This is a genomic window from Rhizobium sp. R711 (assembly GCF_002211365.1).
Classification (GTDB): Bacteria; Pseudomonadota; Alphaproteobacteria; order Rhizobiales; family Rhizobiaceae; genus Rhizobium.
Genome location: NZ_LOKZ01000020.1, coordinates 13,836 through 35,391 on the forward strand (window position 1 = coordinate 13,836; position 21,556 = coordinate 35,391).

General features: G+C 60.3%; 23 protein-coding genes and 1 pseudogene. 7 read left to right on the forward strand and 17 right to left on the reverse strand.

From position 1 onward, the window contains the following. Positions 1-220: 220 nt before the first annotated feature. The 3 genes from ATY80_RS17765 (at position 221) to ATY80_RS17775 (ending at position 3,981) form a co-directional block, all read left to right on the forward strand. A complete protein-coding gene (locus ATY80_RS17765; RefSeq protein ID WP_088693688.1) occupies positions 221-433 on the forward strand; it encodes a hypothetical protein in 213 nt (70 codons plus the stop codon). A 56-nt stretch (positions 434-489) separates the two neighbouring features. Continuing rightward, positions 490-1,593 (forward strand): NADH:flavin oxidoreductase/NADH oxidase, encoded by a 1,104-nt coding sequence (locus ATY80_RS17770; protein WP_088693689.1) that lies wholly within the window; start codon positions 490-492, stop codon positions 1,591-1,593. A 180-nt stretch (positions 1,594-1,773) separates the two neighbouring features. Then, positions 1,774-3,981 (forward strand): adenylate/guanylate cyclase domain-containing protein, encoded by a 2,208-nt coding sequence (locus ATY80_RS17775; RefSeq protein ID WP_088693690.1) that lies wholly within the window; start codon positions 1,774-1,776, stop codon positions 3,979-3,981. On the opposite strand, the gene ATY80_RS17780 is transcribed toward ATY80_RS17775, so the two are convergent. Then, complete coding sequence (locus ATY80_RS17780; RefSeq protein ID WP_088693691.1) at positions 3,978-4,940, reverse strand: FecR domain-containing protein; 963 nt, start codon at positions 4,938-4,940, stop codon at positions 3,978-3,980. The two genes, ATY80_RS17775 and ATY80_RS17780, sit on opposite strands and share 4 nt — an antisense overlap. Positions 4,941-5,130: 190 nt before the next feature. On the opposite strand from ATY80_RS17780, the gene ubiG reads away from it, so the two are divergent. After that, entirely contained in the window at positions 5,131-5,880 is a 750-nt protein-coding gene (gene ubiG, locus ATY80_RS17785; RefSeq protein ID WP_088693692.1) for a bifunctional 2-polyprenyl-6-hydroxyphenol methylase/3-demethylubiquinol 3-O-methyltransferase UbiG, read from the forward strand. Between the two features lie 9 nt (positions 5,881-5,889). Here ubiG and ATY80_RS17790 read toward each other — a convergent pair whose 3' ends face one another. The 6 genes from ATY80_RS17790 to ATY80_RS17815 form a co-directional block, all read right to left on the reverse strand. Next, on the reverse strand, positions 5,890-6,768 hold the full coding sequence (locus ATY80_RS17790) for an SDR family NAD(P)-dependent oxidoreductase (RefSeq protein WP_088693693.1): 879 nt from the start codon (positions 6,766-6,768) through the stop codon (positions 5,890-5,892). Continuing rightward, positions 6,765-7,550, reverse strand: coding sequence for a hypothetical protein (locus ATY80_RS17795; protein ID WP_088693694.1), 786 nt, complete (start codon positions 7,548-7,550; stop codon positions 6,765-6,767). The genes ATY80_RS17790 and ATY80_RS17795 overlap by 4 nt, the downstream gene beginning before the upstream one ends. Before the next feature lie 10 nt (positions 7,551-7,560). Then, a complete protein-coding gene (locus tag ATY80_RS17800) occupies positions 7,561-8,148 on the reverse strand; it encodes a protein-S-isoprenylcysteine O-methyltransferase (protein ID WP_088693695.1) in 588 nt (195 codons plus the stop codon). A 64-nt stretch (positions 8,149-8,212) separates the two neighbouring features. Next, a complete protein-coding gene (locus tag ATY80_RS17805) occupies positions 8,213-8,791 on the reverse strand; it encodes a hypothetical protein (protein ID WP_088693696.1) in 579 nt (192 codons plus the stop codon). A gap of 151 nt (positions 8,792-8,942) precedes the next feature. Next, positions 8,943-9,074: an ABC transporter gene (locus tag ATY80_RS29675; RefSeq protein WP_088693697.1), complete on the reverse strand. Its 132-nt coding sequence runs from the start codon at positions 9,072-9,074 to the stop codon at positions 8,943-8,945. A gap of 170 nt (positions 9,075-9,244) precedes the next feature. After that, a complete protein-coding gene (locus tag ATY80_RS17815) occupies positions 9,245-9,829 on the reverse strand; it encodes a L,D-transpeptidase (protein ID WP_088693698.1) in 585 nt (194 codons plus the stop codon). Positions 9,830-10,123: 294 nt separating this feature from the next. Here ATY80_RS17815 and ATY80_RS17820 point away from each other — a divergent pair, with 294 nt between their 5' ends. Continuing rightward, positions 10,124-10,879, forward strand: a complete 756-nt coding sequence (locus tag ATY80_RS17820) for an SDR family NAD(P)-dependent oxidoreductase (RefSeq protein ID WP_088693699.1) — start codon at positions 10,124-10,126, stop codon at positions 10,877-10,879. On the opposite strand, the gene ATY80_RS17825 is transcribed toward ATY80_RS17820, so the two are convergent. The 4 genes and pseudogenes from ATY80_RS17825 to ATY80_RS17840 all read right to left on the reverse strand — a co-directional run bounded on the left by ATY80_RS17825 (position 10,876) and on the right by ATY80_RS17840 (position 13,231). Beyond that, complete coding sequence (locus tag ATY80_RS17825; RefSeq protein ID WP_088693700.1) at positions 10,876-11,304, reverse strand: DUF1178 family protein; 429 nt, start codon at positions 11,302-11,304, stop codon at positions 10,876-10,878. The genes ATY80_RS17820 and ATY80_RS17825 overlap by 4 nt on opposite strands. Continuing rightward, on the reverse strand, positions 11,301-12,158 hold the full coding sequence (locus tag ATY80_RS17830) for a carbon-nitrogen hydrolase family protein (protein WP_088693701.1): 858 nt from the start codon (positions 12,156-12,158) through the stop codon (positions 11,301-11,303). The genes ATY80_RS17825 and ATY80_RS17830 overlap by 4 nt, the downstream gene beginning before the upstream one ends. A 9-nt stretch (positions 12,159-12,167) precedes the next feature. Beyond that, positions 12,168-12,425, reverse strand: coding sequence for a glutaredoxin 3 (gene grxC, locus ATY80_RS17835; protein ID WP_088693702.1), 258 nt, complete (start codon positions 12,423-12,425; stop codon positions 12,168-12,170). Between the two features lie 32 nt (positions 12,426-12,457). Then, positions 12,458-13,231: pseudogene (locus ATY80_RS17840) on the reverse strand (ComF family protein). A gap of 93 nt (positions 13,232-13,324) precedes the next feature. Here ATY80_RS17840 and ATY80_RS17845 point away from each other — a divergent pair. Continuing rightward, positions 13,325-14,209, forward strand: a complete 885-nt coding sequence (locus tag ATY80_RS17845) for a methyltransferase domain-containing protein (protein WP_088693703.1) — start codon at positions 13,325-13,327, stop codon at positions 14,207-14,209. A gap of 8 nt (positions 14,210-14,217) precedes the next feature. On the opposite strand, the gene ATY80_RS17850 is transcribed toward ATY80_RS17845, so the two are convergent. The 6 genes from ATY80_RS17850 to ATY80_RS17875 form a co-directional block, all read right to left on the reverse strand. Continuing rightward, positions 14,218-14,382 (reverse strand): Flp family type IVb pilin, encoded by a 165-nt coding sequence (locus ATY80_RS17850; RefSeq protein ID WP_088693710.1) that lies wholly within the window; start codon positions 14,380-14,382, stop codon positions 14,218-14,220. Between the two features lie 66 nt (positions 14,383-14,448). Continuing rightward, a complete protein-coding gene (locus ATY80_RS17855) occupies positions 14,449-14,766 on the reverse strand; it encodes a hypothetical protein (RefSeq protein ID WP_088693704.1) in 318 nt (105 codons plus the stop codon). 123 nt (positions 14,767-14,889) lie between these two features. Then, positions 14,890-15,303 (reverse strand): 8-oxo-dGTP diphosphatase MutT, encoded by a 414-nt coding sequence (mutT, locus tag ATY80_RS17860; RefSeq protein WP_088693705.1) that lies wholly within the window; start codon positions 15,301-15,303, stop codon positions 14,890-14,892. Then, on the reverse strand, positions 15,300-16,082 hold the full coding sequence (locus ATY80_RS17865; RefSeq protein WP_088693706.1) for a GNAT family N-acetyltransferase: 783 nt from the start codon (positions 16,080-16,082) through the stop codon (positions 15,300-15,302). The genes mutT and ATY80_RS17865 overlap by 4 nt, the downstream gene beginning before the upstream one ends. Before the next feature lie 7 nt (positions 16,083-16,089). Continuing rightward, on the reverse strand, positions 16,090-17,331 hold the full coding sequence (argJ, locus tag ATY80_RS17870; RefSeq protein WP_088693707.1) for a bifunctional glutamate N-acetyltransferase/amino-acid acetyltransferase ArgJ: 1,242 nt from the start codon (positions 17,329-17,331) through the stop codon (positions 16,090-16,092). 117 nt (positions 17,332-17,448) lie between these two features. Further along, entirely contained in the window at positions 17,449-18,336 is an 888-nt protein-coding gene (locus tag ATY80_RS17875; protein WP_088693708.1) for a peptidylprolyl isomerase, read from the reverse strand. 246 nt (positions 18,337-18,582) lie between these two features. Here ATY80_RS17875 and secA point away from each other — a divergent pair, with 246 nt between their 5' ends. Beyond that, a complete protein-coding gene (gene secA, locus ATY80_RS17880) occupies positions 18,583-21,297 on the forward strand; it encodes a preprotein translocase subunit SecA (RefSeq protein ID WP_088693709.1) in 2,715 nt (904 codons plus the stop codon). The last annotated feature ends 259 nt before the right edge of the window (positions 21,298-21,556 follow it).

The following is a 21,556-nucleotide window of genomic DNA, read 5'->3' on the forward strand; positions in this document are numbered from 1 at the left end:
CGTCTCTTAGCGAGTTTGTAGGGGGGTGGCAAGGTGTGGAAAGGAGATTGCCGGCAGCCGGCGTGGAAGGCAGAAGCCATCCTTGAAGTGGACACGCACGGCGCTATTTCTGCCCATCTGCTCTACCTTTGACACACAGGACAGTATGGGGAGCGATTTGCCTTTGGACGAAATGAACCACGCTGAGCGCCGACGAAGCTTGGTGCACCTTGAAGGACTGATGGCAACCCTGAAGCCTCTTGCCAATGCAAACGAGAACACAAAGCTCTGCGTTGCGATGACAAGGGTGCAGGCGCTCTTGCGGGACAGTCTTGACGAAATGGCCGAAGCATCGGCTCCGGTCGCCGATGAAATTGTCGAGGAGGCCGTTCAAATCGTCGCAGAGATTGAATTCAGGCTGACGATGGGCCTTCGTTCTGGCACCGTTCATTAACATACGGACAACAGAAGCAGCCGGTCCTGGCGTCCATGTTTTAGAGGGGATCAAGCTTGTCGCAGCCCGTTCTGTTCACGCCGTTTCGCGTCCGCAATGTTGAGCTGGCAAATCGGATCGTCATTGCGCCGATGTGCCAGTATTCTGCCAAGAATGGCTGCATGACCGATTGGCATACGATCCATCTCGGTCAACTGGCTTTGTCAGGCGCCGCGTTGCTGACGATCGAGGCCACGGCGGTCGTTCCCGAGGGGCGGATCACGTTTGCGGACGTCGGGCTCTACGACGATAGCACCGAAGCGGCAATGGCCCGCACTCTCGAAGCCATCCGCCGCTGGTCCGATATGCCAATTGCCGTGCAGCTTGCCCATGCTGGTCGCAAGGCGTCCACAGAGGTTCCTTGGCGCGGCGGCTCGCAGTTTCCTCCCGATCATTCGAATGGCTGGCAGACCGAGGCTCCGTCCGCGATTGCTTTCGATCCCAACTCTGTGCCGCCGACGGCGTTGGATCGGGAGGGCCTGAAACGCGTACGGGACGCGTTTGCCGCCGCCGCGGTTCGCGCTGCGAGGATCGGCATCGATGCTGTTCAGATTCACGGCGCACACGGCTATCTGCTGCATCAGTTCCTGTCCCCGTTGTCCAATCGGCGCTCCGACGAATATGGCGGCTCGCTCGAAAACCGCATGCGATTTCCTCTAGAGGTATTCGAGGCCGTCAGGGCGGCCTTGCCGTCCGACAGAGCTCTGACGATGCGGGTGTCGGCAACGGACTGGATCGAGGGCGGCCTGGACATCGATCAAGTCATAGCCTTTGCGCAGAATCTTAAATCAAGGGGATGTGACGCAATTCACGTATCCAGCGGCGGGCTTCATCCGGCCCAGCAGATCCCCATTGGCCCCAACTACCAGGTACCGCTCGCGCGCGCGATCAAATCTGCCATCGATATCCCAGTGGTCGCTGTGGGCCTGATCACCGAACCGATGCAAGCCGAAGCCATTGTCGCCACCGGCGACGCCGATCTTGTCGCTCTCGCCCGCGCGGTCCTCTACGATCCCCGTTGGCCGTGGCATGCTGCAGCTGAACTCGGTGGCCAGGTGAAGGCCGCCAACCAATATCTCCGCTGCCAGCCACCGCAGTTCAAATCGCTATTCGTGACCTGACGGCGGCTCGTAAGCGTTCAGCTAGGGCTCCGTGCAGGCTATCGCGATACCGGAACTCCAGCCGCCCGAAAGGCGCAGTTGCATCACGCCACGGAAACAGGCAGCCTGACTGCGCTGAGAAGACGCCGGACATGCACCGACCTGCGTCCATCGCCTCCGACGCAAGGGCTCCGACTGCAAATGACGCGTGCGCAGCAAATCGGCGTTATCATTGGCCTCGCGATCGTCGCAGCCTTTACGGTGCTGCGAGCGAGCGACCCACCGCTCCTGCGGCAGCTGCGCGACATCACCTTTGACGAATACCAGCGCATTTCACCACGCGCTTTCGAGCCGACGCCCGTGCGCATTATCGATATCGACGAGGCATCGCTCAAGGAATTCGGCCAATGGCCCTGGCCGCGCGACCGGCTTGCGCTGCTCGTCGAACGGCTATCCGACATGGGAGCCGCGGCGATCGCTTTCGACGTCCTGTTCGCCGAACCTGACCGCCTCTCGCCGCGCTCGGTTATGCGCGACGTCGCGGGCGTTGACCCTACGCTACTGAGCCGGCTGCCTGACAATGATGAACTTTTCGCGGAGGCGATCGCCGGGCGCCCCGTGGTGCTCGGTTTCGGCCTGACGACCGAGGGTAACTTCCGACCGCCGGTGAAGGCAGGTTTTGCCTTCACCGGCCAAAGCCCGGTCAATGCCCCTCCGCGGCTCGATGCGGCGACACCGGTGCGCCCGCAACTGCAGATCAATGCCACGGGCCTCGGCCATATCAGCCTCAACCCCGGCAATCCCTCTGCTGTCGTACGCAAGGTGCCGCTCTTTTTGACTGACGGTGAGCAACTTTATCCAAATCTCGCGATCGAGGCTCTGCGCGTCGCTCAAGGCGCTTCAACCTACGTTCTTGCCGCCGCTCCCGAAGCTCCAGACACGCTGACATCAGTCAAGATCGGCGAGTTCATCGTACCGGTCACGGCGAGCGGTGAACTGTGGCTATATACCAGTCCTGATGTCGCCGAACGCTATATCTCCGCCGGCAAGATCCTTGCCCCGCAGGGCGTCGATCCGCAAATCGCCGCCGCCATCGACGGAAGCATCGTCTTTGTCGGGACATCCTCTGCCGGTCTGCAGGACATCCGCACGACTGCGCTCGGCCAGAACGTCCCCGGTGTTTCCATGCACGCCCAGACCGTCGAGCAAATCCTGACCGGACACTTTCTCTCCCGGCCCGATTGGGCAGATGGCATGGAAATCCTCGCGATTGCGGTATTGGGCACGATCCTGGTTGCGCTAACGACCTTCGTCAGCCCGGCCGTAGCACTCGCCTGCGGCCTTTGCATCACGGCGCTGGCACTCGCTGCTTCATGGTTTGCCTTTTCCTCCTGGGGCCTGCTCTTCGATCCGCTCGCACCAATCATTGCCGGCTCGATCATCCATTTCTCCGCCACCTCCTTTCGTATCCTCGTCATCGACCGCGAACGGCGCGAAGTCCGCCGCGCCTTCGGGCAGTATCTCTCGCCCTCGCTGCTCTATCGGATTGAGCACACCCGCAATGCGATGCGCCTTGGAGGCGACGACCGCGAACTGACGGTGATGTTCGTTGACGTTCGCGGTTTCACCGAACTCAGCGAGCGGCTGCAGCCGGCCGAAGTCGTCCGCTTCCTGAACACGTTGCTCGATGCGCTGAGCCGCCACGTGACCGCCAACGAGGGCACGCTCGACAAATTTATCGGCGACTCGATCATGGCCTTCTGGAACGCCCCGGTGGATGTGCAGGACCACCCTGCGAAGGCAGTCCGCGCCGCTCTTGCCATGCGTGAAACGCTCGCTTCACTCAACGCATCGGATGCCTTCGGCTTCGGTCGGCAGTATCAGGTCGGCATTGGCATCGGCATTCATACAGGCCTTGCCTGCGTCGGCAACATGGGGGCCGAGACGCGCTTCAACTATTCGGCCGTCGGCGATGCGGTGAACGTTGCCGCGCGTATCGAATCCGCCTGCAAGGAAGTTGGCTTCGACATCCTCGTCTCGGAGACCACGGCCGGCGAGCTATCACATTTCGCGCTCCTCGACGCCGGCCTGCTTGGGCTGAAGGGCAAAAGCAGCAGGGCGCGCCTCTACGCTGTTGTCGGCGGTGAACACGTTCGGAGCTCCGGCGCCTTTGCTGACATGCAGCGCATTCATTCGGAGCTTGTCGCGGCACTCCGCGCCCATTCGCCGGATAGCCGGAAGATGCTCAACATCGCCAAGCTCAAGGCAGTGGAACTGACAGCAGCATTGCCTCAATTTTACAGCCGCCTCGGGCGCCGCGCCGACCACTTCCGCGACAGCCCAGCTACCGACGACGATAGCACTCGGGTGGGCTTGCCGCGCGAAACCAAGTTGCATCTTGAGCCTTAGTAATTGCCGCTGCGGCCTTCGCGACCATAACCACCGTCGCGATCGTGGTCGTCGTCATCATCCCCGTCATGCCCTCGGTGATCACGGTCATGGTGGTCTCGATCGTGGTGGTCCCGATCGTGGTGATGATGCTCAGGCTTGTCCGGTTTATCCGGCGGATCCGGTGTGTCCGGCGCCTGTTGCGGTGTCTGCTGTGGAGCCTGCGGCGCTTGTTGTGGCGCCTGCGGTGCCGGTCGCTCCTGCTGTTGCTGTGGCTGCGGCCGATCCTGGCGGTCCTGGCGCAACGATGCCAGCCCACAACTGGTGCGAATGCCGCCAAGTGCCCCGGAAAGCTGCTGATCTCCGGAAAGGAACGGCAATGCCCGTGGATTGCTGAGTGTCTGGAGCGTACGGCGGTCAACCTTGCTGGGATCGGTCATCCTGCCGCCACGTGTTGCAATCACGCAATCGCACTGCTGACGCAGTTGCCTGCAGCCGCCAGGCCCGCAGAAGCTTGCCGCGCCGTTCAACAAGACGATGGCGGTCGTGCCATTTGGTCCGACGTAGAAATCGAAGGCCGTGCCGCGTACGCCGATGGTCCCGGCCGGCGTCACGATCGAATAGGCCGAGGAGGCCGAATTGCCGCTGATCCAGCGGAACGTCCCCTTCGCCGCCTTGATTGAAAGCCGCTTCACGGACGCGGAATCGTCATAGACGAACTTGTCGATCACCACCGTTGAACCGGCGCCAACGGCAAGCTTCGTGCCGTCCTTGAAGATGAACTGCCCGAGGCCGGATGTGGAGGTTCGAATGCGCTCATCGCGGTGAACTGGCGATCGAACGACGAGTGGACCGGTTTCGCCCGTCACCTCCGTCCGAATCAATGTCGCCTGCCCCACCGGCTCGGCTGAAAACGCCTGCATTGGCCCAAACAACGCAACAAACAGGCTCGCAACGACAGCACCACAGAAGCGAGACATGGTCGACCCCCAAACAAACGATCAGTATATTAGCATATTGTTAACTTTAGCGTCTCCTCATCTTCTTGGTGTAGGCAGCGTCACAGTTCGCCTTACCTGAAAGTTGCTTGCGGCACCGCATCCCCCATCCGCTCTTGACTTCCGCGCGGCTTCGTCCGACTTCACTCGGAACGAATGCGAGGAACGGAACATGAGCGAAGCGGCAAAAAGCACGATCGATCAAGGAGAGGTGGACCGCTTCTCGGCGATGGCGGCGGAATGGTGGAGCCCTACCGGCAAGTTCAAGCCGCTGCACAAGTTCAATCCCGTACGGCTCGCGTACATCCGCGATAAAGCCGCGGAAAACTTCGGACGCGACATCCGCAGCGCGAAGCCGCTGGACGGTCTTCGCGTTCTCGATATCGGCTGTGGCGGCGGCCTGCTGTCGGAGCCGGTTGCGCGCATGGGCGCCAGCGTCGTCGGTGCGGACCCGTCGGAGAAGAACATCGGCATTGCCTCGACGCATGCGAAGGCGTCTGGCGTGCCCGTCGATTACCGCGCGGTAACGGCCGAACAACTTGCGGAAGCCGGCGAGACCTTCGACATCGTTCTCAACATGGAAGTCGTGGAACACGTCGCCGACGTCGATTTCTTCCTGGCCACCTGCGCCCAGATGGTTCGGCCGGGCGGCCTGATGTTTGTCGCGACCATCAATCGGACGATGAAGGCCGCCGCGCTCGCCATCTTTGCCGCGGAAAATATCCTGCGGTGGCTGCCACGCGGCACGCATCAGTATGAGAAACTTGTCCGCCCGGAAGAGATTGAAAAGCCTGTGACGGCAAACGGCCTCTCGATCATCGATCGCACCGGGGTCTTCTTCAATCCGCTGTCAAATCAGTGGAACCTGTCGAGGGACATGGACGTGAACTACATGATGCTGGCGAAACGCGCCGGCCAATAGCCGTTGGGCTCAGACGCCCGCTCGGCGCGCCTGCCGTGAGCCGCAGCACTCCTTGAAAGGCTTGCCGGAGCCGCAAGGACACAAATCGCGACTGCGCCGTTGCAGGCGACCGATCAAAGGCACCTTCACCGCCGATGGCAGCGAGGATGCCACGAGGGCCACTAGCTTCGCCGAAAGGCCTGGCACCACCAGGCGGCGGCCGGACTTGAACCCGCGCCAGGCGCGCTCTGCCACATAGTCGGAACTGAGCTTCGGGAGGATCTTGAACAAGGCAGCCCGACCCGCGCCTGACCGCTCCAGGAACTCCGTCGCAACGGGTCCGGGCGCGACACAGGTTACCGTCACGCCGGTCGCTTTGACCTCTTGATGCAAAGCCTCCGAAAAGGAGCGGACGAAGGCCTTGCTGGCATAGTATAGCGCCATGTTCGGACCCGGTGTGAAGCCGGCAATGGAACCGAGATTGAGCACGCCGCCGTGCCCACGGGCCACCATTTCCGGCAGGAATTGCAGCGTCATGTCGGTCAGCGCGCGAATGTTGAGGTCGACCATCCCAAGCTGGTCGGCAGTCGGCAGCGTCGTCGCCGGACCGCGCAAACCATAACCAGCACTGTTGACCAAAACGTCGCAGACCAAGCCGTGGGACGTGAGGAAGTCCTTCAGTCGTGTCGAGGCGTCGGCCGCAAGAAGGTCGAGCGAAAAGGTGAACGCCTGGCCACCCGCCGCTTTCACATCATCTGCTGCAGCAGCCAGTCCATCCGACGACCGTGCAACGAGGACGACAATCGCACCTTCGCGCGCGGCGACATTGGCGATAGCCCGGCCAATGCCGCGGGACGCACCGACGACGACGACGGCGGGGCGCAACGTTTCACGCTGTTGGTCTGTCATAATGCCTTTCCCGACGTCACTTCGCCCGGGATTGCGCCAGTTGACGCCATGCCCCGAACTTCGTCCGTGACCGCGCCGTTCAGGATATTTTCGAAGCGAATCAGGGCGCGGGCGACATTGGCACCGTCCATGACGCGATGGTCATAGTGGATGCGGACGGTGACCGTTCCGTCTGCGGAGATCGAGCCATAGTTGAAAATCGTGGTCAGCGGCGTCATCGGATTGAGCGATTCTGCGCCAAGCCCCGAATAGACCGAGAGTTGGAATGTGCCGAAGCGGCGTCCGCGTTGCCGCCCTAGATTGAGCCCCAGCCACATCAGCAGCCAACGGATCGGGCCAGGCGCACACGCAAATTTCAGCGCCTTGCGGAACTGCTTGATTTCGTGAATCGGCTTTGACCGGGCAGCAAGAAACAGTTGCTCGATCTCGGCTATCGACCGATGCTCCGGGTCTTCGATCGTGCTCAGCAGAACGATCCGCTCGCCCTCGTGCTCGCGCTCGTGGGCCACGGAGGCAATACTGACCGGATATTCGTAGAGCTGGGGCCGGGGCAGCTTGACATAAGCGCGCCGCAGGTCCGGCACATCCTGGCTGAGCAGCGCATAGCCCTTCAGAAACAACACCGTCCAGGATGTCTTGCTCTGTTGCGCCATCCGCGCCTGTTGCAATGGCCCGAGGTTCATCTGTCGCTGCACCGTCACGCGCGGCACACCGATCGAGAACCGCATCAGGTCCCCAACCAGCCGTCGTGATGGTGATAGTTTGATGGCACGTCCCCGCATCAGGCGTCCTCTAGTAGATGTAGGGGATAATTCGCTTCGTCCGGTCCATGTAGGCGCGATACTCGGGGCCGAAAATCTCCAGCATCATGCGCTCTTCCTTGTCGACCCGCAAAAAGAAGAGGACTGCAAAGCCAATCACGCCCGCTAGGCCAACCACCCAATTCGCCAGCAGAAACGCCTGGCCGAGCGCCATCAGCAGAAACGACGTATACATGGGGTGGCGGACGAGTGCATAGGGACCATGAGAAATCAGCTCGTGCTTCTCGCGAATCTGCAGCGTGATCGACCAGTTTCGGCCGAGCGCCTTGTGAGTCCTGCGGAAGACCCACATAGCCGAGCAAAACAATACCGCGCCGAGGATCACCGCCCATAGATGCGCCGTATAGTCGGCAGCTTCAGGCTTCCCCGTGGCGACATAAAAACCGGGAACGAACGCTAATCCTATGAGCGCGGCCGAAAGACCAAGCACTTCTACTCCCGAGCGACGGTCGCTCACAACCCTCGTTCGCCTCGCGCGACGTTCCGAAGGATAGCGAATTGCGTACCAGGCAATGATGCCAAGCACCCATATGATTTTGCCAATGAGAGCGACGCTCAATTCAGATCACCGGAGCCCTTCGTCGATCATGTGGAAGCGATGACCCGACGGGCTCGCTCCACACTCACGTATTCATCTCTCGAAGCTTTGTAATGAACTCTTGCGGACGAAGCCAGATGCTGGGCGTCTTGTATCCCATGGAACGTGCGATCTCGCCGACGAAATTGTTGCAATTATCCACGGTGGCCTGCCACAACTTCGATTTTGCCTGCAATTCCCGAATGAAGGCGACGGTCTTGTTATACTCGGCTTCAGTCAGCAAAATCCGCCAGCTTGCCGAACGATAGGCTTCCTCAAGATCGCCATCCGTTGCCCCGGTCGTTGCCGGCACCGGAATGAAATGCCCAAGGACGTAAGGCGCGGCATCGGGAGAAGCAGGCGCAAGACCGGCGACCTGCGGATTGATCATCCCGCCGGCCTTGTTCAGGCGCCCGAAGACCGCATAGGTATGACCGTAGGTTAGCGCGTAGCGCGAACGGAATTCGATGAAGTACTGGCCGTCGCGCTGGGCGGCTTTACCGACTTGCGCACCGTTTGCGTCCGAGGTGAACCTCGGTTGCGGTGGCTTGTCGTCCGATTGGCAGGATGTGAGCGCGAGAGCGATGAGAAACAGGAGGGATAGGTGGCCTTTTGCAAGCGTCATAACTACGCTTCATCTCCGAGATCGAATGAGCACAGACCACCAAGCAAAAGTGCCAGCCTAAGGTTGTGCATTTGCCCGAAGGCAGCCCGGCTCCGACAACGATTCGGGGGAGGGGCTACGAAGTCCCTCCCCCTTGCTCAAAGGTCAGATGTTACTTAGTGATTGGTGCGGCCTCTGCCACTGGCGGCGGGGCTTTGCCCTTGCCTTTACCAACTGCTCCGCAAGCCGTCAGGCTCGAAACGGAAAACAACGCAACAAGGCACATGATTAGGATTCTGCTCATCAAACTAGTCCTCTCCGTTAGCATGGAATAGGTTATCGAAGGCAACGATTCTACTAATAGCGGTAAATTAGCTGCAAGCCAAGTGCAGAAAGGGCACAGTGCCACCTCGCGTCGCGCAGGCGACGCGCAATGCTAACAGACGGTGGCAATATCGATACAAAATGTAAGTATCATATGACCAAAACGCTGGTCCCCACAGGCGCGCGGCCGTAGAGGTGAACGATGTCTTCATTTGTCATGCGGATGCAACCATTCGACACCGCCTGTCCGATCAGCCACGGTTCATTTGTCCCGTGGATACGGAAGTAGGTATCCTGCCCGCCACGGTAGAGATAGAGCGCCGCAGCACCGAGAGGATTGTTTTCCCCTCCGGGAACCCCCCCAGCATACTGCGCCAACCGCGGCTTGCGTTCGATCATGCTCGCAGTCGGCGTCCATGATGGCCACTCGGCCTTCCGCCCGACAACGGCATTGCCCTTCAGGGTGAGACCTTCTTCCCCGACCGCAACACCATAGCGCGTGGCACGGCCTTCGGCCTCGACATAGTAAAGATAACGCTCGTAGGTGTTGACAATGATGCTACCCGGCTGTTCGCTGCCCGAATACGCAACCTCCCGTCGCCGATTGCGGTAGCTGGTGGCACCTGTCGAAGCAAAGGGATTCCCTATCGGCCAACTCGCTGTGGTGCATCCAGAGGTCATCAAAGCCACACAGCCCAAGATTAGGCCACGGCGCGTAATATGGTCGTTGTCCATCGTTACCTGCTGATTATGGTGAGCCCTATTGCCTTCCTTTAGCATCCCATTGTTTTCAGGCCAAGCCATCGTCGGATCGCTCCGGCGCTCTTCTGTGCAGAAACCTCCCTATCGTTGTATAAGTCCTTCATAATGTCCCCCAATGAGAAGGCACCTCTTGCGATAACATGTGCCGCAAAGCTAGGTTGGAACGGTTCGCGCCGTAACGCCGGCGCCTACACGGAGGATTTCAGGGAGGTTGCAACTGTTCGCGTTTGAATTGATCTGGCTGCAGGGGAGCGGTAGCAAGAAACAATGAATCTTGGTTTCGAAGGAAAAGTGGCGATTGTCACGGGCGCAGGCTCGGGGATTGGCGCGGCCATCTCCCGGCAATTGGCTGAGGAGGGTGCGGAGGTTGTTGTCGCGGACATCAATGCCGAAGCAGCAGAGCGCGTTGCTGCGGAGATTCGCGAAAAAGGAGGAAAATCCCGCCATTTTGTCGTCGATGTTACCGATGCGGCGGCGGTTGAAAAGCTGGTTGCAGCAACCGCCGATGCGTGCGGCGGCCTGCATCTTGCGGTCAACAATGCGGGCGTCGATGGTGTGCGCAGGGCGACGGGAGATTACCCGCTCGACAACTGGCACAAGCTGATGGACGTCAATCTCAACAGCGTTTTCTACTGCATGAAATACGAAATCGGGGCCATGCTGGCTGGCGGCGGCGGCGCGATCGTCAACGTGTCGTCGGTGCTCGGTGCCGTCGCATTGCCGATTGCATGTGCCTATACGGCGGCCAAGCACGGTGTCGTGGGACTGACAAAGGCGGCCGCGATAGAGTATGCGCGTCTGGGCATCCGCATCAACGCGGTCGGCCCCGGCTGGATTGAAACACCACTTTCCTCAGAACATCGCGATATTGCGAGCAGCCGCCGCATGGAGGCACTGCAGCCGATGGGCAGGCGCGGCACACCGGAGGAAGTGGCAGCACTCACCTGTTTCCTATTGTCGGAGCAGGCAAGCTTCATCACCGGCAGCTACCATCTCGTCGACGGAGCTTACAGCGCGCACTAATTCACGTCGTCGGGCAGAACAGGCAGGGCGGCAATCTCGATGCCCTCTTCAAGAAGCGCTTGCGCTTCATCCATAGTGGTCTGCCCGATGATCCCGCGAGCGTCGCTCTCTCCATAGTGGATCTTGCGCGCTTCCTCAGGAAACCGCGTTCCGACGTCCTCGGAATTGGCTTTGATCGTCGCGACGGCCTCTTTCAGCTTCTGGAACGCGTCCCGACGCATCGTATCCATCGCGAGCGTCTGCATCTCGTCCTTCTTGCGCGCCGTCGAGACGGAGGGCGCCATCAGGAGCTTGGAGATGGATGCGGAATTGCAGACGGGACAGGTCAGAAAGCCTGATGCGACCTGGCGATCGAAATCGGCACTTTCGGAAAACCAGCCTTCGAATTCATGAGCATTTTCACAGCGCAGGGAATAACGGATCAAGCGGCTACGCCTCCTGCGACTTCCCCTGCAACCCTCTCGATGGAAAAATCACGGCCGTTTTTCAGGTTCGGAATCTTGTCGTGGGCGGCCTTGACGGCAGCGGTGTCAATGTCGGCGATAATGACGGCTTCGCCTTCCGGACCGGCCGAAGCCAGCACCTTGCCCCACGGATCGATGATCATCGAATGACCAAAAGTCTCACGCCCGTCCTCGTGACGACCGGCCTGAGCAGCGGCAATCACAAAAACGCCGTTCTCGATTGCACGCGCCCGCAGCAGGATTTCCCAATGCGCTTCGCCCGTCTGCTTCGTGAAGGCGGCAGGCACGGTCATTACTTCGGCCCCGGCAACGGCCTGGGCGCGGAAAAGCGCGGGGAAGCGAACATCATAGCAAATCGCAAAGCCCATTTCGGCAAACGGAAGCGACAACACACGCGCCTCGGAGCCTGGGCGGTAGGCCGCGCTCTCACGCCAGCTCTCGCCGTTGTCGAGATCGACGTCGAACATGTGGATCTTGTCGTAACGGTTGAGGATCTTGCCGTCGGGGCCGAAGAGATAGCCGCGGTTGGCGAGCTTGCCATCATCGAGCGCGATGGCGGTGGAGCCCACGTGCATGAAGATGCCCAGACCCCGGGCCAGCTCCGAACCGGTTCGGACGATGACATCGTTGGTTTCGTCGCGCAGCAACGCCTTGGCAGCCGCCCGGTCGCGCTGCAGCATGCCTGTCATCTCTGGCGTCTGCACATACGTCGCGCCCCGGCCTGCAGCCTCGCGGACGAGGCGCGCCATCGCCGCCGCGTTCCTCTCGGGATCGACGCCGGAACACATCTGGATGGCGGCCGCCGTAAACGTCATCGTTCTTCCTTATGCCGCAAGCAGAGGATCAAGCCCGCCGGCACGATCCAGCGCATAGAGATCATCACATCCGCCAACATGCTGCTCGCCAATGAAAATCTGCGGAAAGGTCGTGCGACCGTTGGACTTGCCGATCATCTCCTGGCGAAGCTCCGGCGCAGAGGTTGCATCGTGCTCGACGAAATCGACGCCCTTTTCGGACAGCAGCGATTTGGCGCGCGCGCAATAACCGCAGGCTTGGCGCGTATAGATGGTGACGGGTGCCATGAGGACTCCAGACAATACAGGTTATCTTTTCGTCATATAGTTTCTGAAAGAGCCCTTGCAAAGGTCAAAACCGTGATGTCCGCCGCTCCTGCCTTGCGCAGTACCTTCGCTGCCGCGGCGACTGTGGCACCAGTCGTATAGACATCGTCGACGAGGATTAGCCGCTTACCGAAGACATCGTTGTCCTGCGACTTGGCAATGGCAAAGACACCGCGAACATTTTCCTCGCGCGCCTTTGCGCCGAGGCCGACTTGCGGGCGGGTGCGCTTGATGCGTGTCAAGGTTGCCGGCAGAAGCGCCTTGCCGGATTGCTGCGCGAGATGACGCGCCAGTTCGGCCGCCTGGTTGAATTTCCGCGAAAACATACGGCTTCGATGCAGCGGCACCGGCAGGATGGCGTCACACCGTTCGACCATTCCGTCACTCGCCCTTAGCATCCACCGAGCCATCATCGGCGCGAGATCTGTTCGGTCGCGGTATTTCAGGCCGTGCACCAGCTGCCGCACCGGTTCGTCATGAAAAGCCGCAGACCGTAACCGGTCGAACGGCGGCGGATTGGCAATCGCCTCGGCGCTGAGGATGCCAGACCCAAGATCATGCGAGAACGGTATACCCAGCACTTCGCAATACGGCCGTTCGATGAAACGCAGCGGACCAGCACGTCGGACAAAGACCGCCGTGACGGCCGGTGGGATGCCGCAAACCACGCATCCCGGCGGATAGACGAGGTCCGCCAGTAACCCGAAGGGACGCGCCACAAGCGCCCTTTTCAACTGCATGGAAGATCGTAATCTCCTAAGGCCCATTGGCTCTTCAACCCTGTGACGAAAGATTAGCGCGTTTCGCCTCCGAGGAAAATCGCCTTGCCGCGCCTGCCCTGCAGGATTATTCACTGCGCCATGGACATGATCTTCGACCAGGCCCGCATTGCGGCAAACCGCCATCGCGCGCTTCGCAACCACGACCCCAAGGCGGCGTTCCTCCTTGATATCGCCGCCGAGGAACTGGGTGAGCGCCTTGCCGTAGTCGAACGCATATTCGAACAGGCGGTCGAGCTGCATGGTGCCACGGGCGCTGCGGCCCATGCGGCGGTGGCGACCGGCAAGGTCGGGCAACTGACGCGCGTCGAGAGCGAGCGGACCTATGTTAAGGCGGACGAGCCCTTTGTCGAGGCCGCGTTGGAAGAGGTTCCACTGGAGCCGCAGTCGGCCAACCTGGTGCTGGCGCCACTGAGCCTCCACCTGACCAACGATACGCCCGGCGTTTTCATCCAGATCCGTCGCGCCCTGAAGCCGGACGGGCTCTTTCTTGCCGCGATCCCTGGGGCCGGCACGCTGCAGGAACTGCGCGAAGTGCTGCTGGCGACGGAAATCGAGATGACCGGGGGCGCGAGCCCACGGGTGATCCCCTTTGCTGACGTCCGCGACGTCGGCGGCCTGATGCAGCGCGCCGGCTTCGCCCTGCCGGTGATCGACGCCGAGACCTATACGGTGCGCTATGACTCGATCTTTCCGCTGATGAAGGATCTGCGGGCAATGGGCATGAGCAATCCGCTGATCGCGCGCAGCCACAAGCCTTTGACGCGCGCCTTCTTTCTACGCGCGGCCGAAATCTACGCCGAGCGTTATGCTGACCCGGACGGCCGGATCAGGGCAACCTTCTCGATTATTTATGTCTCGGGGTGGGCGCCGCACGAAAGCCAACAAAAGCCGCTTCGCCCTGGCTCGGCGAAGGTCAGGCTCGCCGACGCGCTAAGGGTCGAGGAGCATAAGCTGAAACAGTAGAAATCGGCTTAGTTGGGGAACTGATCCGCGATATAGCTCAAGACGCTGTTGATATTACCGCCAATCGCCTGTGCCCCACCGATGAGAGCGACGGATATGAGGGCCGCAATCAGGCCGTATTCGATCGCGGTTGCGCCGCGGATGTCTGCCAGAAATGCTCTTACCACTCGCATATCCACCTCGGCGCTAAAGCGGCAGTCGTCCATCACGTTGCAACTGCCGCTGCAGCAACGCCAGTCTCAGCAGCCAGCTCCGTTTCCGTAACCCTGGACCACGCAGACGGAACCCGGGGTGTCCTGAAGAACGCTCTGGCGAATCGTGTAGCGCTTGCCGTTCTCGCTTTTCGGTATCGAGCCCGTTGTAATCGTATCCAATTCGGACGGCGCGCTGGCAAAGACGCTCGACTTGGATTTGTCGGCAAGCATCGGCGTCAAGATCAGAGTCAGGGCAACAACAGCGGTACCAAACAGCAGTGCGATGTTCAGCGCACCCGTTCTGCTCGAGGCAGTCGAGGCCTGTTCTTTTTCTCTCACAGCTTTCCAGAAATCGTCGTCCATGCGTCAAGCCTTTTACACACACGCCAGTTGCTTGATTGAGGCCGATATTTGGCAGAAGGTGTTAAACGATCGATTAATATCCACACCCAAATCGGACGCTTGCGGCATAATGATCAGAAATTTCTAAAGTAGATCCTGCAATATTGGAATAAGCGGCTCGTCAGCCGGTGGCATCGGGTAGTCGCGCAGGGCCTGCGGCCTTACCCATTTCAATGCCTGCCCTTCCTTCCCGTGCGGAATTCCTTCATAGCGCCGGCAGATATAAAGCGGCATCAGCAGGTGGAATTTCTCATAGGTATGGCTCGCGAAACTCAAGGGCGCCAGGCAGGCGACCTTCGTCGTGATCCCAAGCTCCTCGTGAAGCTCGCGCACCAGCGATTCTTCCGGCGTCTCGCCTTGCTCCACCTTGCCGCCGGGAAACTCCCAAAGTCCGGCAAGCGATTTTCCCTCAGGACGTTGCGCCAGCAGAATGCGCCCGTCGGAATCGATCAACGCGCAAGCGGCGACGAGAAGGATGCTTCGGGTTCCGTCGCTCATCGCGATAGCTCCTGCCGCCAATAGGAATAGCGGTAGGCCTCATGGAAGCCGAGCCGCTCGTAGAGCGCCAATGCCGGAGCGTTCGTCGCCTTGACCTGCAACCAGGCGGAACGGGCGCTGCGCATCCTCGCCCAGCGCAGAGCCGAGGTCAGGATTTCCAAGCCAAGTCCCTCGCGACGGCGCTCCTTGGCGACGGAAAGCGACATAATGCCGGCGAGGTCATTGTCTTGAACGCAAAGAACGGTCGCCACCGGCCCCGTCTGCGCATCCTCGATCATGAAGAGGCCCGATTGCGGCTTGATCGCATTTATGATCTCGGCCAGCGCGGGCTTCAGTTTGGACGACACGCCATCGGTTGTCAGGTTGGCATCCACGAAGCGGCCGATATCGTGCGTCGGCAGGTGATCGAGCGTATCCGGCAGCTCCGCATGCGCAAGATCGCAGGTCATCACGACCGTCTCGTCGAAAGGCACCCACTGCTGCTCCCGTACGAGATCGATTAGCACCGGCGAAGCGAGCGGCGTCTGACGAAGAACAGCCGGGCGACCATAGGCTTCGAACTTGCGGCTTGCCTTCGCGAGCCGGATCTCGACATCGCGGTGATCGGACGGATCGAGCGGCACGATTGAATTCAGCCGATTGGACGGATGCCCAGCCGTCAGCCGTATCTGCCAGCTGCCGTCATACTGCACGGACGAGGCCGGCCAGGCTCGAAAGCCAACGGCCTCCAGCCTGCGCACGAGCGGCAGATTTGCCTTCTTGGGTAATGCTTCAGTCAATGGAAGATCAGCTCCGGTAGTCACCGTTGATGGCGACATACTCCTTTGTAAGGTCGCACGTCCAGACCGTGGCGACGCCGTTTCCGAGACCGATGTCCACCTTCACAGGAATATCCTGCTGTCTCATCACGTTGGTCGCGGCTTCCTCGGAATAGCCGGCGTCGCGCTCGCCATTGACGGCGACCCGTACGTCGCCGAACCAGATCGCCAACCGATCGCGATCGGCCATTTCGCCAGACTTGCCGACCGCCATGACGATGCGGCCCCAGTTTGCGTCCTCGCCGGCGGCCGCCGTCTTGACGAGCGGCGAATTGGCAATCGACAACGCGATCTTCTTGGCCGCGGCATCGCTCTCGGCGCCGGTCACAGTGATCTCGAGCATCTTGGTCGCGCCCTCGCCATCGCGAACGACCTGCAGCGCAAGATCCTTGAGGAGATCGTTGAGGGCAGCGCGGAACGAGCCGAGGCGCTGGTCGTCCGCCTTCTCGACACGGACCTGACCGTCCTCGGCGGCCGCACCCGTTGCAAACAGCATCAGTGTGTCCGACGTCGAAGTATCGCTATCGACCGTCATAGAATTGAACGTCGGATCGACACCCGCGGACAGGAGCGACTGCAGGGCAGCGGGAGCGATATCTGCATCGGTGACGACGAAAGAGAGCATGGTCGCCATATCGGGCGCAATCATGCCGGCACCCTTGGCGATCCCGTTGATCGTCACCTTCACGCCGCCGATTTCGGCAGTGCGGGTCGCGACCTTCGGATAGGTATCGGTGGTCATGATCGCCTTGGCCGCCTCGAACCAGAAGTCGCCGGTCGCGTCCTTGTACATCTGATCGAGAACGCCAGAAAACTTGGTGGCATCCAGCGGTTCGCCGATAACGCCGGTGGACGCGAGGTAAACCTCGTTCTCGCCGCAGCCAACAGCAATCGCCGCCGACTTCGCGGTCAGGGCCGTCGCCTCGCGGCCTTTCAGGCCGGTGAAGGCATTCGCATTTCCGGAGTTGACGACGACGGCACGCGCTGCGCCATGCGGCAGGTTTGCGCGGCAGAAATCGACCGGCGCCGAGGGGCACTTCGAGCGGGTAAAGACACCCGCCACTGCCGCGGGCTTGTCAAACACCATCATCAGTACATCGGTGCGGTTCTTGTACTTGATGCCGGCTGATGCAGTCGCCATGCGTACGCCACGCAAATCGGGCATCGTGGCATAGGATTTCGGAGCGAGCGGAGAAACGGAACCGGACATGGCGATCGACCTGATGGCTGAATGGATTCCCGGGCGAAGTGTAGCCAGCTCGCTCAGCGGAAATACGACAACGAATAGTGAAGGGCCCGGGAAGAACCGGGCCCTACCTTTTAGATTTTACTGCTGCGGCTGCGGCGCGGGCTCACCGCCCGGCTGCGGCTGCTTGTTGGCATCTTCGTAGCCCTTGCGCAGCGCCTCGTCGGTGATGTCAACCTTGGACTTTTCCTTGGCGGCAGCAAGAAGCGCGAGATACTTGTCGCGCATGACAAGCTGGCGAACCTGATCCTTGACTTGATCGAAGGCCGGCGGAGCGGCATCGCGCTTATCCTCGACGAGGATCACGTGATAGCCGAAGTCGGTCTTCACCGGTGTCTTGGTGTAGGTGCCCTTTTCAAGCGCGAAGGCGGCCTCCTCGAATTCCTTCACCATGCGGCCCTTGGTGAAATAGCCAAGATCACCACCGTCGGCCTTGTTCGGATCGGTGGACTTTTCCTTGGCGAGATCCGCGAAGTTCTTACCGGCGTCGAGCTGCTTGATGACTTCCTTGGCCTCGTCCTCGGTCTTCACGAGGATGTGGCGGGCGTGCACTTCTTCCTGCTTCGGCAGAGCAGCGACTTCCTTGTCGTAGCGCGCCTTGACTTCCTCATCGGTAACCGTGTCGACAACGTGCTTCTTGAAATAGGCGTTGTGCAGTTCGCGATCGGCGAGATACTGCATGCGCTTCTTGAATTCGGCAGTCTGGTCGAGCTTTTCGGCAATCGCGTCCTGCGCCAGCAGCTTGACGTCGATGGCGGCGGACAGAGCGGCGATCTTCTTCTGGTCCTCCGGCAGCTGCGCAAGCTGCGGGTCGAGATTGGCGACGGCCAGATCGAGATCGGACTGATGAATCTCGACATCGCCGACCTTGGCAATGACGGCATCCGGCTTGTCTTCCGCACGGACAGGCGCCTGGAACGCAACGAAAGTTGCGAACGCCATCACAGCGATTTTGTTGTAGTTCAACATCAAATAACCCTTCACAGTTAAACCCACCGGCTTCAACGTCGTGAATCCAGCCTGAAACAGCCATCAACACCGGAATGTGGCCTTTCTATATCAGCCAAATCCGTTGACATCATTCGACCCCCCTCTTATCTGTCACGCAACCTCGCGTCCAGAACAGTTTCCTGGCGTTTCGAGACGTGTGCCTGAAATTCGGCCGGGCAGCGGATAAGAAAAGCCGGGGAATATTATTGAGAAAGGACCAGTCATATGGTCAGCTTTGGCGGTATAGCCCGCAAAATATTTGGCTCTGCCAATGACCGCCGCGTGCGGTCTTTCCAGCCGAACGTCGCAGCCATCAACGCCATCGAAGAGAAAACGAAGGCCCTGAGCGACGAACAGCTGGCTGCCCAGACCGTCGAATTCCGCAAGATGTTGGCAGACGGCAAGACACTGGACGATATTCTCGTGCCCGCTTTCGCCGTTGTGCGCGAGGCGTCGCGCCGCGTCCTTGGCCTGCGACCTTTTGACGTACAGCTGATCGGCGGCATGATCCTTCATAGCGGCGACATCGCGGAGATGAAGACCGGTGAAGGCAAGACGCTCGTCGCCACGCTGCCGGTCTATCTGAACGCACTCGCCGGCAAGGGCGTGCATGTCGTCACCGTAAACGACTATCTCGCCCGCCGCGACGCCGCCACGATGGGCAAGATCTACGGCTTCCTTGGCCTGACCACGGGCGTCATCGTTCACGGCCTGTCGGACGAAGAGCGCGCTGCCGCCTATAATTGCGACATCACCTACGCGACCAACAACGAACTCGGCTTCGATTATCTGCGCGATAATATGAAGTACGAGAAGAGCCAGATGGTCCAGCGCGGTCATAACTTCGCGATCGTCGACGAAGTGGACTCGATCCTCGTCGACGAAGCACGTACGCCGCTGATCATCTCCGGTCCGCTCGACGACCGCTCCGATCTCTACAACACGATCGACGCCTTCATTCCGCTTCTGTCGGAAGGCGACTACGAGATCGACGAAAAGCAACGCTCTGCCAATTTCTCCGAAGAAGGCACCGAAAAGCTGGAGAACCTGCTGCGTCAGGCCGGCTTGCTGAAGGGCGCTTCGCTTTACGACATCGAGAACGTGGCCATCGTCCATCACGTCAACAACGCGCTCAAGGCCCACAAGCTGTTCCAGCGCGACAAGGACTACATCGTCCGCAACGACGAGATCGTCATCATCGACGAGTTCACCGGTCGCATGATGCCGGGCCGCCGCTATTCGGAAGGTCAGCACCAGGCGCTGGAAGCGAAGGAAAAGGTGCAGATCCAGCCGGAAAACCAGACGCTGGCGCAGATCACCTTCCAGAACTACTTCCGCATGTATGACAAGCTCGCCGGCATGACCGGTACGGCGCAGACGGAGGCCGAAGAATTCGGCAACATCTACGGCCTCGACGTCGTCGAAGTGCCGACCAACCTGCCGATCCAGCGTACCGACGAGGACGACGAGGTCTACCGGACGTTCGAGGAGAAGTACAAGGCGATCATCGCCGAGATCGCGGACGCGCAGAAGCGCGGCCAGCCGGTTCTTGTCGGCACGACCTCGATCGAAAAGTCCGAATATCTGGCCGATCTCATGCGCAAGCAGGGCTTCAAGGACTTCCAGGTTCTGAACGCCCGCTACCACGAGCAGGAAGCCTATATCGTCGCGCAGGCCGGCGTGCCGGGTGCGGTAACGATCGCGACCAACATGGCAGGACGCGGTACCGACATTCAGCTCGGCGGCAACCCTGAAATGCGTGTCGAGCGTGAGCTTGGCGAAGTAGAGCATGGTCCGGAACGCGACGCAAAAGCCGAAGCGATCCGCGAAGAGATCAAGCAGCTCAAGGAAAAGGCACTCGCAGCCGGTGGCCTCTACGTCATCGCGACCGAGCGCCACGAAAGCCGCCGCATCGACAACCAGTTGCGCGGCCGTTCCGGTCGTCAGGGCGACCCGGGCCGCTCGAAGTTCTACCTGTCGCTTCAGGACGACCTGATGCGCATCTTCGGCTCCGACCGCATGGACAGCATGCTGCAGAAGCTCGGTCTCAAGGAAGGCGAAGCGATCGTCCATCCCTGGATCAACAAGGCTCTCGAGCGCGCGCAGAAGAAGGTCGAAGCCCGCAACTTCGATATCCGCAAGAACCTCCTGAAGTACGACGACGTTCTGAACGATCAGCGCAAGGTGATCTTCGAACAGCGCCTCGAACTGATGGAATCGCCGAACATCTCCGAAACCGTTTCCGATATGCGCCGTGAGGTCATCGAAGACCTCGTCGAGAAGCATATTCCGGAACGCGCCTATGCCGAGCAGTGGGACGCGGCAGGCCTGAAAGAGCGGACCGCCGCCCTGCTCAATCTCGATATGCCCATCGAAGACTGGGTGAAGGAAGAAGGCATTGGCGAGGACAACATTCGCGAACGCCTGACGGAAGCGTCGAATGCGGCCTTCACCGAGAAGACCGAGCGCTTCGGTCCCGATATCATGCATTACGTCGAGCGCTCGGTCGTGATGCAGACGCTCGACCACCTGTGGCGCGAGCATATTGTCAACCTCGACCACCTTCGCTCCGTCATTGGCTTCCGCGGCTATGCACAGCGCGATCCGCTGCAGGAATACAAGTCGGAAGCGTTCGAGCTCTTCACCTCGCTCCTCAACAACCTGCGCGAAGCAGTCACAGCACAGCTGATGCGCGTCGAACTCGTGCAGCAGGCGCCGGCCGAGCCGGAACCGCCATTCATGCAGGCGCACCATCTCGATCCGAATACCGGTGAGGACGATTTCGCGCCCGCTTATTTGGCTTCGGAAGTTGTTGTTGCCCCGGAAAACCGCAATCCGGCCGATCCTTCAACCTGGGGCCATGTTGGCCGCAACGAGGCCTGCCCCTGCGGCTCCGGCAAGAAGTTCAAGCATTGCCATGGTGCCTTCGCACAGGCCTGAGGCTGGCCGCAGCCAAACACTTTGAAATGCCGCCTTCGGGCGGCATTTTCTTTTGTGGAAACCGCGTTTCACTTTAAGCGCTGGCTGGGCTTCGCCCGTTACATGGGGTAATCGCGGGAGCGAGCCGCCGCTCTGGGCGCCAGATTGGTCACGGTAGTGAATAGCAAGGTGGTTGTTCCCCGATAAGATGGAAATACGGGCTCACGACTGGATGCCGGGCCCAAACATCAGTTGGAGAACAACCATGAGCGAATATATA